The organism is Vibrio crassostreae, assembly GCF_041439375.1.
Taxonomy (GTDB): Bacteria; Pseudomonadota; Gammaproteobacteria; order Enterobacterales; family Vibrionaceae; genus Vibrio; species Vibrio crassostreae_D.
Window position 1 is genome coordinate 16,331 of sequence record NZ_JBGONY010000063.1, and the last position, 10,806, is coordinate 27,136.

Annotated in this window: 9 protein-coding genes; 2 read left to right on the top strand and 7 right to left on the bottom strand. The window is 42.5% G+C overall.

What is annotated here, in order from left to right:
- Positions 1-45: 45 nt before the first annotated feature.
- Genes ACED45_RS20045 through ACED45_RS20055 form a run of 3 tightly spaced genes read right to left on the bottom strand, consistent with a single transcriptional unit; the run spans position 46 to position 2,498 of the window.
- A complete protein-coding gene (locus tag ACED45_RS20045; RefSeq protein ID WP_371714854.1) occupies positions 46-1,401 on the bottom strand; it encodes an FUSC family protein in 1,356 nt (451 codons plus the stop codon).
- Between the two features lie 13 nt (positions 1,402-1,414).
- Complete coding sequence (locus ACED45_RS20050) at positions 1,415-2,275, bottom strand: HlyD family secretion protein (RefSeq protein ID WP_029224373.1); 861 nt, start codon at positions 2,273-2,275, stop codon at positions 1,415-1,417.
- A gap of 10 nt (positions 2,276-2,285) precedes the next feature.
- Positions 2,286-2,498 carry a DUF1656 domain-containing protein gene (locus ACED45_RS20055; RefSeq protein ID WP_004730923.1) on the bottom strand — a complete coding sequence of 71 codons (213 nt, stop codon included), beginning with the start codon at positions 2,496-2,498 and terminating at the stop codon, positions 2,286-2,288.
- A gap of 237 nt (positions 2,499-2,735) precedes the next feature.
- Here ACED45_RS20055 and ACED45_RS20060 point away from each other — a divergent pair, with 237 nt between their 5' ends.
- Positions 2,736-3,650, top strand: coding sequence for a LysR family transcriptional regulator (locus ACED45_RS20060; protein ID WP_054541099.1), 915 nt, complete (start codon positions 2,736-2,738; stop codon positions 3,648-3,650).
- Between the two features lie 72 nt (positions 3,651-3,722).
- Here ACED45_RS20060 and ACED45_RS20065 read toward each other — a convergent pair whose 3' ends face one another.
- The 3 genes from ACED45_RS20065 to ACED45_RS20075 all read right to left on the bottom strand — a co-directional run bounded on the left by ACED45_RS20065 (position 3,723) and on the right by ACED45_RS20075 (position 8,300).
- A complete protein-coding gene (locus ACED45_RS20065) occupies positions 3,723-4,280 on the bottom strand; it encodes a PhnA domain-containing protein (RefSeq protein ID WP_102456628.1) in 558 nt (185 codons plus the stop codon).
- A 228-nt stretch (positions 4,281-4,508) separates the two neighbouring features.
- Positions 4,509-7,028 carry a VolA/Pla-1 family phospholipase gene (locus ACED45_RS20070; RefSeq protein ID WP_371714855.1) on the bottom strand — a complete coding sequence of 840 codons (2,520 nt, stop codon included), beginning with the start codon at positions 7,026-7,028 and terminating at the stop codon, positions 4,509-4,511.
- An 18-nt stretch (positions 7,029-7,046) separates the two neighbouring features.
- Positions 7,047-8,300 carry an outer membrane protein transport protein gene (locus ACED45_RS20075; protein WP_004730930.1) on the bottom strand — a complete coding sequence of 418 codons (1,254 nt, stop codon included), beginning with the start codon at positions 8,298-8,300 and terminating at the stop codon, positions 7,047-7,049.
- Positions 8,301-8,656: 356 nt separating this feature from the next.
- Here ACED45_RS20075 and ACED45_RS20080 point away from each other — a divergent pair, with 356 nt between their 5' ends.
- Positions 8,657-9,739, top strand: a complete 1,083-nt coding sequence (locus ACED45_RS20080) for a site-2 protease family protein (RefSeq protein WP_182795796.1) — start codon at positions 8,657-8,659, stop codon at positions 9,737-9,739.
- Positions 9,740-9,824: 85 nt separating this feature from the next.
- Here ACED45_RS20080 and ACED45_RS20085 read toward each other — a convergent pair whose 3' ends face one another.
- Positions 9,825-10,613 (bottom strand): M48 family metallopeptidase, encoded by a 789-nt coding sequence (locus ACED45_RS20085; RefSeq protein ID WP_371714856.1) that lies wholly within the window; start codon positions 10,611-10,613, stop codon positions 9,825-9,827.
- Between the last annotated feature and the right edge of the window lie 193 nt (positions 10,614-10,806).

Here is a 10,806-nt window from a genome sequence, read left to right on the forward strand (position 1 = left end):
CTTTTTTATTTTTAGCCCTAAGTTTAACGAATCCGCATAACGAGATTAAACGACACTCTTGACTCTAAAGAGGTCAGTAAATAGTTTGCCGATCATCAAAATGATGAGCAGTGTGGTTAACATCAGTAATGGTGTTTGAATCTGATAAACCGGTGTTAGATTAAGCGCGCCAGACGTCAGTACGACCAGCAGGTTAATGCCAAGTATTCGGTGCACCATAAGTTTAGGCGTTGCGAATACTTTCCATATCACCATGCTATTAATGAAATAGAACAATGCCAATTGCCACAACTCAGTCATCATCGGCATGATAAAGATGTATTGAAGTAAAATAATGCTACCTGTGCCTATCACTCCGAAAAACGCATCTTTGATCACACTTGGTGACATCGTCGGCAACATGGAAGAGAATACGCCTGCAATCATCGGAAAAATAAAACCACCCGGCACAGGTAGATATATCCAAACCAGTAGCGACGTTACGAACATCGAGACTCCTTGTAAGACTTTTCTCCCATCTTCATCCAGATGTTGAACAAAGGTACGGTGCTCATGGTGCCAAGAAACGTTTTTCTTCTCACTCTTCACAAACGGCACATCATCAATCAATGACAAGTTTGGCGCCATTAACTCTAGTTTTTCCAGTTTTTCTGTGAGAATTGGCCAATCAATAGGTTGAGTAAGTTCATCCGAGGCGAGTACAAGCAGACGATCTTGAATATGAGCCATTTCACGGACACGTAAGCGCCACGCTTGGATATTTTGCTTTAGGTGATAACTGCCAGTGAGCGGTAAATCCAACAGCTGATAAAGCTTTTTAATATTAGCGGTATTGGATTCTAAGGCTTCTATATCAAGGTTATTGGTATCGCTCATTGCTGTTATCAGCGTTTCTCTGCTTGTTTCAAATCGTTGTACGAAGTTTTGTTCAGTGCTTACCGGCCAGATTAGACGATAAACAATCGAGAAAGTGATAACGCCTAGCAAAGTTTCTTGTATTCGTAGAACTGCAAAATAGAATGTAATTTGGTTATCGAATCCCCCCATACAAGAGATGATGGAGCAGACAGCAAAGCCTATAGAAAAGACATAACCGTATTTTTCATCACTCGACATGAAGATGCACGTACCGAGGAATAAGGTGAAAAACATCAGAAACAGAAAGCGGTCCTGAGAAAACATCGCAATCAAGAAAAAGGCATAACCCGTCCCTAACAAGGTTCCCATTAATCGGTTATGGCCTTTGTTTATTGAATGGGCAAAACTCTCGTTCAATGCCATGACAGCAACCGCAATTGCCGCCCAATAGGGTTTTTCCCACTGAAACCACAACGCAAGGCAGATAGAGATAACAATCGCGAGAGAAGCCTTAATTGCTTCTTTGGTCGATGCACTGAACATAAATGCCATCCAACTATTTGATTATTTTGATTGAAGCTGTCATGCCGACACGAAGTTGCAAGTCTTCAGGCACGTTATCGAGTACTACTTTAATTGGTATACGCTGAGCGAGGCGAATCCATTGAAAATTTGGGTTCACGTTGGGAAGAAGGTCATTACCAGTACTGCCATCTTGTGTCGCAATGCCAAAGCCAATGCTTTTGATATGGCCTTCCAATTGAATATTGTTGTGCATCATAAGAGTGACAAGCGCTTTGTCGTTAGGGCTAACATTAACCAGATCAGTTTCTTTGAAATAGCCTTCGATCCAGAAACTGTCTTCATCGATCAGCGCAACTACCGGTGTATTAGCGACGACTTGAGAGCCTTCTCGTAGGTTTAAGTTTGTGATGAAGCCATTCGTTGGAGCGTAAACTTTGGTGTATTTGAGATTTAAATGTGCCTCTTCAACATTGGCCTTTGCTAGTGCAACGTTAGCTGCATTTGTCTCAACCGCGTTGTTCAGGTTATTCAAGGTCAGCACTGGCAGCGCGCCAGGCGTTCTTTTTTCTAAGTTCAACGCGCGTTGCTCTTCGTTTTTAGCTTTTGCTAAGAGCGCGCGAGCCTGCTTCTGTGTCGCGAGTGCTTTATTGTAGGCCGCTTGATAAATACTTGGGTCGATCTCAAACAGTAGATCCCCTTTAGCTACCTGTGAGTTGTCCTCAATATGGACTTTGGTTACTTGCCCGGTGACTCGAGGGGTAATAGAAACTATGTATGCGCTGACCTGACCATCTCTAGTCCAAGGATTACTTGAATAGGATTGGTAATAGTTATAAACCACAGAGCTTGCGGCAACGACCAGTAGTAGCATGATGAGATAACGTTTAATCAAGGTGAATGCCTCAGAAGATGGTAATGAATTGACCTATAACGCCGACGAAAATCACGATTAGGCTTAATTCGGCAATTGCAGGAAAAGCGACATATTTATGTAGCCCAAGTTTTGTCGCGATTGAGCCAGTCAATATCGTCAATACATAAGCTAACGCGATAACCAATAGCAAAGGAGGGAAGTAGATCTCACCCCACACGAGTTCATGTGGCATTGTGTTCATGGGTCTGTCTCTATCGTTTTAAGAAGGTAACGATAAAGGAAATGCGGTGATGTTAATAATCGTATATAGAGGATCAGATCCATCAAATACAGACAGGTTTAGGTATATACTAGGAAGAAGAGTTAGCAAAAGGCACAAATCATTAGCTATTTAGCTCCGTCTTTTTATCATTATTATTCTGATGCAGTAGATATTTTTCTACCTCATATGCATGACTAAGAAAGTAAGCACATCAAAATGAACTTCAGTATTGAACAACTTCTCGCGTTTGTGACTGTCTATGAACAGCGGTCATTTAGCAAGGCGGCGGTAAAGCTTAACAAGCACAGAACGACCGTGGGTCAGGTGATTACAAACTTGGAAGATCACCTTGCAGTGAATCTTTTTGAAAGGGTCGGGCGCTCTGTTGAACCAACGGAGGACGGGCACCTCCTTTATCACTACGCAAAACAGACGATTGAACAAGCTCGTACTTTTGACAAAGTGGCGTTGAGCCTCTCTTATGGTGGGCTAGAGAAAATAACAATAGCGTATTCTAGTTTCGTTCCACAACGTGTTTTGGTCGATATACGTAAACGACTTAAGCACGACTTCCCAATGATGCGAGTGAACTTTCTGGTTAGGAATAAGAACGAAATTAAGCAAGGGATACAAAGTGGGGAATATCATTTTGGACTTGTGAATGCTCATAATAGCCGAGCGATGCATAGTTTTGATTCTACTTTCCTTGGACATTTCGAATTCTACCCATTCGGACAAAAAGGGGGAGCGCTCTCACATATAGACAAAGATGAAGTATTAGTGGCACTAAGGAACTCAAAACAGTTCGTATTGAAGTCTCTGATTGATGAAGGGATGTCTGAGAAGATTATTGTTAGCTCTGACTATGAGGAAATCGATCAGCTTTCGTTAATGATCAAAATGCTTGAAGAGGGTTTCGGGTGGGCACTTCTTCCTAAGGCATTTTTTACCGACTCTGAGTTTTCAAAACATTCAATAGAGCCCATTCACTCTGCGCAAATGGTGGAAGGATTCAAATTTGGATTCGCGTTGTGGTGCCCGCACTCGAAGCAAGTCAGTGGTATCAAAGGCTCTTTGGTGTCTGTCATTAAAGAGTACCGCGAGCAACTTATTGATAGTTTTAAGTCGTGAAAATTTGAGATATTAAAAAGGCGCTAATTATTCATTAGCGCCTTTTTAGATTTTGTTCAGCGAAAAGAAGAATTACTTCTTACGGCAGAACTCAGCGATTACGTACATTGATTGACCGCCGTTTGTTTTACCAGAAACAAGCTTAGGATCGTCACCAACGCTGATGCCACGGATAACAGTACCTTGCTTAATCACTTGGTTAGTACCTTTGATTGGCAGGTCTTTGATTACTGTTACGTCGTCACCTTTTTTAAGTTCAACGCCGTTCACATCAAGAGGCTTGTCATCAGCAGACATGCCGATTTGTGCCCAAACTGATGTTTCTTCTTCAAGGTACATCATGTCTAGCGCGTCTTGAGCCCAGCTTTCAGAGTTCAGACGAGTAAGTTGACGCCATGCCATTACTTGAACTGGCGCTTCTTGGCTCCACATGCTGTCGCTTAGGCAACGCCAGTGGTTGATATCTGTTGGATCGTCAATCTCACCAAGGCATTTGTCACATACCATGATGCCGTGATCCACTGTTACGTGGCTGTGTGGCGGTACTGCGTATGCAGTAAGAGAAGAATCAGAACCACATAGTTCACATTTAGATTGGCAGCGTTCTAGCATCGTAGCTTCAGAAGACATAATGGACTCACATTTATTAGGTATTAAATTACGGGGCTATTATCCACTTTATTTACAATAAAGAAAGAGGTCGTACGGTATTCTGTCTTGATTAATTTTAGCTGAGATCAACCATTTGTGTTTTAAGGTTCTATGCAAACGGTTAACTAGGGACGATGGGATGTCGATAGATACAAAAATGCCAGCGGTTAGGCTGGCATTTAGAGGGTAGTTTATCTCCGGAAACATCTACTGAACATTTTTAGAAGCATCAAGTAGAGTATCATCTACCGCTAACGTTCCAGTGGCGTTACCTTGAGTAAGAGTAAACTGGACGATTTGAGAGGTCATTTCTGTATTTGCAGCAACATCTGCACCAGTAGTGCTCGGTGAAATTACCGTTGAATGCCCTGCTGAAGAGTTTGCGTCAAAGTAAGAAGCAACTCTCGTCCCCAAAGCATCGAGTGCAGTATTAACCAAGGATAATTTCTTAAACAGTGGTTCAGTTCCGGCTGTTGGAATCTCAGCAACAGAGTTTGGTATTGTTCCATCACCATCTGCTTGAATACCAAGTACAGGTCCGGTAGTTGTAGATGCAATATTATATGGGTCAACGTTATCTAGAACTGTTTGCGCAGCATACATGAATGAAGTCAGGGTAGAGTCAATTGTCGCTTTAATTGCTTTATCTGAACTCGACGCACTGTCACTACTTAAGGTCGTGTAATACTCAGTAAAGCAAAGGCCACCTGACTTACTGACTGGAGCACAGTTACTTGAATAGTGTGCTTGGTACTCTGTTACACTTGATAGGCTAACGGTATGCTTGATCTCAGGAGAGAAAGAACCTGAATTAAGCAAGAAAGGAGCAATGCCACCACCAGGGTTAGCAAGGGTTGCACTGGTATAACTAAACATAGAATCGATTGCAGGGTTCAACACAGTGTTACCAACCGTGTAAGAGCTGATTCCTGTAATAGCCCCAATAGAATGCCCAAATAGAGAGACATTCGCTTTATCGAGGTTACTGAATGCAGCATCTGTAGCTGAATTTAAAGCAAAGCGAACTCCAAGCCCATCAATGGCGCTCTGACGTATGTTATCTCGTGCAACTGGTAAATACTCAAGATTCATATAAACAGTAGGTGTTGTTGGTGTCGTGACAACATCAGCACTTAGTGCGCGTTGACCGTGAAGTGGTTGGTCAATTGCGATGATAGCGTAAGGCTTAAATGGAGCTGCACCATTCATTGCGCCACCAATGTGTTGCATAGCGTATGCGAAAGCACTTTCCTTTACACTTGTAATTCCGTGCTGGTATTGAAGAATAGGTAAGTCACTACCAATTGCTCCACCTTCTGGTACAAACATTACGAATGGCACTGACTTCACTGCGCGAATTTGAGGTACAGCACTGTATTTGGTCATGATACGCGCACTGTCTAACTGTTCTCCATTTGCGAGAGTTAACTTTTCGCCAATAAGTAGTTGTTGATATTCTGCAAGATAAAGTTGGGTCGCAGGTTCTGTGATACCTAAGCTAGCAAGTTGTGTCGCGATCGCTGTTTTATCTTCGTTACTACCTGAACTTAGGATGTTTAGTATCGTTAGAACACTTGGCATTGCGCTGCGCCAAGGCATTGTTTTCCATTCATCATCTGTTAGTGAATCGGACAGGAAATACGGTAGTTCAATCGTCCCGCGATATACCTGAATCGAAGCTATTGCAGCATTAGAAAAGTTTGTATTGTAAGCCGCAGTAAGTTGGTCTGCTGCTGTCTGTCCAAATGCCGATTTAAAAACATCGTCGTTTTGAACTGCTGTAGCAAGGTCTTCTACCGTGCTTGAAACATTAAAAGTATATAAGCTGTCTAAATCAGTCGTCGAAATATTGTTTGGATTCGCTAGGTTCTTCCATATGTCCGAAGGGGAAACGGCTGGGCTGATTGTTTGAGCAATCGCTGCTTTAGCACCGTTCATTACGTTACCTGCCGACGCAGTAGTAAACCAAGATGAGTAGATGATTTCATCTGAGCTTGATACAGAACCATAGCCTGCGAATAACGCTTCAACTTGATGGATGATTTTTTGTGGTAAATCGAGCGAGCCTGCTTGGTCTATATCTGTCGTTTTTAAAGACGCGTAGGAGCTTGATGTACCTAGTGGTTCATCTGTACTATCAACAATTGAGTCGGTTAATGCATAGATATAGTCAGAGCTAGGGTCTAAACCTTTAAGAGGTAAAACTTGTATGGTCTTAAAATCGCTAGATACCACTAAATAGTCAACACCAGCTGTTAGCGCAGTAAAGTTCGACATGACACCGGTACTCAGATCAACATCCACTTTAGCAACTTTTACCCCGGAATTTAGGTGCGCACTAAACGGTGTCGTCCCGTTCATCACGACATCGTTCTTCAGCGTCCTATCACTTGGAAGATTCACATTAATAGTGAACGGCATGATAGTACTCCAACCATCAGCTTCTCCCATTGCTACTTTGGGATCATTCAGTAATCCTGTTGAACTTGCATCTAACGGGATGTTCAGAGTGTGATCGTTAGTATCGAACAAGAAAAACGAAGGAAGAGGGACATCCGCTTCATTACCTAAAAGCGTAAAGCTAATTTTTGAGCTTCTAGCTAATGATTGGTTGATTGCATCGGAATACGGTGCTGCAGTTGAATCACCAGAGCTTTCACTGTTGTCCCCACAGCCAGCAAGAAGTAATGCTGAGCATACGAGAGATAAAGAAAATTTGTTATTCATGTAATTATTCCCGTACGGTTAGTTGAACGTGTAGTTAAGTTGTATCGCTGAAAGGTAAGCAACGCCTTCAGCATCAAATGTAAGCTTTTGTCCTGCTGCATCGGTTTCGGTAAACGAGCCGCTTTCGCTTTGTACTAATGCAAATGCTGCATCGACAGTCATGTTTTCAGAAACTGCATAAGTTAAACCGGCTGAATACCACATACGGTCGCTATCTGGGATGCTTAACGTTGCTTCACCAGCTTGTTCGTCATATGCCAAACCTGCACGTAGAGTCCAGCTTTGGTTAACCATGTAAGTAGCACCTACAGACCATCTTTGGTTGTCTTCGTAATGCTCGGTTTTTAAGAAACACTCATTATTTTTACAATCTGAACTCGTTGCTTTTAATTCTTTGAACTTACTCCATTTGGTTAATTGCCAACCATAGTGTATTGCCCAAGCATCGCTAAGTTGATGAAAAGCCGATAGTTCAAAGATATCGGGTAGTTCAATTTCTAAACGTCCGGTAGTCTTACCTGGAGCGCCACTTTCCATTTTTAAGCCGGTGTAATCAGTGAACTCTCCGTCATCAAAATCAAGTTCGACAGATGAGCGATAGCCAAAACCAAAACGGTTATTTTCATTCAGTTCATACAGCGCACCGACATTCCAGCCGAAAGCGAACGTTTCACCAGTCATTGAGATTAGTTTGTCACTTGGCGATCCGCCAACAGGCAGACTGCCTTTGTGTCTATTTAATTCAGCTTCCGCATATACCAGATTGATACCAGCACCGAGGCTTAAGCTTTCATTTACTCTGTAAGCAATGTTTGGATTTAGGTTTACGGACACCAAAGATGTGTCACCGGCTAAATCACCTGCATAAATATCGTCGGGATAATCAGTAGCAACGCCATATGTAGTGAACATGCCAATCCCCCATGCCCACTTTTCGTTGATTGGACTGATGTAGTAAGCGGCTGGGACTATTTGCAAAGGGGCTACGTCAGAAGACTTCTGATTGAAATCGCTATCATTAATTTTGGTTTGAGTGACGTTAACCTCTGGATCAACGATAGAAACCGCGCCTGAAAATTGGGCTGTATCAAATAGGGTCATTGCGGCGGGGTTTCTCGCTAGTACACTCGCGTTATCAGCTACGGCACCTTCACCTGAAAATGCGCGACCAAGACCTGAGGCAGAGTGCTCAGCAACTTGGAAACCAGCCGCAAGTGAATTACATGCAAATAGCACAGAAAGTGAAACGAGAGAGCGTTGTATTGTTTTCATCCTTGACCCTCCTAGGGCATCAAATCTCATTCTTATTGTTGAAAACACACTGAGCGTTGTTGGTGTTTAAGCTCTAATGTAAATGGCATGTTAAATTCATGTTTAATATAAAGTCAAAGAATGAGTTGTCATTTTGTGAAGTAATATTTTTAAAGGGCGGCACTCTAACACTAATAATATAACTACAATCAATGATTTATGGGTGGTTGGAGGTGTGACCAGAATGTTTATGTTAGGTGCTGGTATAAATAGTGTTCAACTGCTCAATATGTAACAACTTTGTTTATGTTTACCGTTAATCGCTAAATCGGCATAATATCGATTCATATTGATAGTCATTAAATTGGAATTAAAGTTTGGAATTACTCGCGATAGAGTTTCTTGGAAAACCACTTCGTTTAGAGGGGTCAATGGCAGGGTGGCAACAGTTGTATTGGGACAATACTTTGGTGTCCCAATTAGACGCAACCACAGATCAAGATGACGCTCGAACCCATGCATTTACTCTGCGCGCAGGTGAAGAAACGTTGCAGTGTAACGTTGAGGCGACCGTTCAGTGGCAACCGTTTGAGATGACCTATAAAGCGACCGTGAATGGCCAAACCGTTACCGAAGGCAGTCGAAACACCAAAGATATCGAGCAACAAACCCCGGTTGTCGCACCAAAACCAGAGAAGCGTTTTAGCTTGATCGGGTTAGTTTCGCTGGGAATGAAAGCCCTCAAGAGTGCCAAGTTAATCAAGGTGGTGCTTGCCTCTGCGAGTTTAGCCGCTTACTCATGGCTATTTTCAATTCAGTTCGCTTTAGCCTTGATCGCTTGTTTAATGTTCCATGAATATGGCCACATTAGAGCAATGAAATACTTTGGAATGAAGACCAAAGGCATCTATTTGATACCGTTCCTTGGTGGCTTGGCGTTATCCGACGAAAAGATCAATACGCGCTGGCAAGATGTGGTTATCTCGATCATGGGACCATTGTTTGGCTTGATATTGTCGTTGATATTTATGGTGTTGTACTGGGCGACTGGCGAAATGTTCTTCGCTGGGCTTGCGGTATTTAACGCGTTATTAAACCTATTTAATCTATTACCAATTTTGCCTCTCGATGGCGGACATGTACTAAAAAGTATCAGTTTCTCGATGAACAGTGTGCTTGGTATTGTGCTGTGTGTTGCAGCCGCTATTGCTGGCGTGGTACTGAGTTATCAGTTGAATTTGACCCTGTTTGGCTTCTTATTGATTATGGGCAGTGTGGAAATACTATTCGAATGGAAAGGGCGTCACCACAGTCACTTGTTGCCATTAGACAAATACGGTCAAGTCGTGTCGTTTGTTTGGTATGTGGGTCTAGTGAGCAGTTTGATCGGTGTTATCTGGTATTTTGCATCTACTGGTGATCAGCTATTAAGCCTACCATTGCAAATTCTTGGCACTTAACAAGAATCAAAAACCAAAAAATGCCCTAACCAATATGGATAGGGCATTTTTGTATTCGAAGTTTAGCGTCTAAACAAATGTTAGATTACGCTTTGCAATTTGGTCTTGGTGAACCCGATTGAGGTAACGTTTTTATCGTCGCCTGTAGATCTTTGATACGCGTACTGTGGGAAGGGTGCGTAGACAGCAATTCTGGCGGTTGGCTACCACCTGATGCTTTCGCCATGTTTTGCCACAAGTCGACGCTCTGTTTAGGATCGAACCCAGCCTGAGCCATATATTCTAAACCAACAACATCGGCTTCTGATTCCTGAGTTCGGCCATACGGTAGAATAACCCCGTATTGAACACCTAAACCTAGGGCAGCCATTGTCATTCCTTGGTACTGTTTGTATTCTGATGCGCCTAACGCAACACTGGTAATGGATAAACCAGTATTAGCGATTTGAGACTGAGAGAGACGTTCGTTGCTGTGGTCAGCGAGAACGTGAGCCACTTCGTGTCCGATAACCGTTGCGAGTTGGTCTTGATTGACCGCTACCTTAAGTAACCCTATGTATACGCCAATTTTGCCACCCGGCAAAGCAAAGGCATTCACTTGGTCGCTATCAAAAACAACAACTTCCCATTCACTAAAGCCTTGTTTTGGAATATGTTGAGTAATGCTATTTGCAACGCACTGTACATAAGCGTTTGTTTTCGCGTCTTTACTTATTGGCTGTTCTTTCTTCATTTGTTCAAAAGATTGTGCCCCAAGTTGAGACATGTCTTGATCAGAAAAAAGCAGTAATTGGTTTCTTCCTGTCGGGGAAGCGCTACATGCGGTTAGGCCTGCAAGTGTGAGAAGCGAGGCAAACTTCATCCATGACGTCATACAATATCCTCTGTGTATTCGGTTTTTATGCATGTTAACATCAACTTGCGTAATAACTAAGAGCTGTAAGATAAGTATTGTATTTAAAAACATGGTTATCGTTAAGATCACTATTAACGATAATGAAGCTATTCAGTTACTAGGGCGTGTTGATCTTTCGTGAGTGTTTTTTGAACAGCATGGTAAAGAGTTA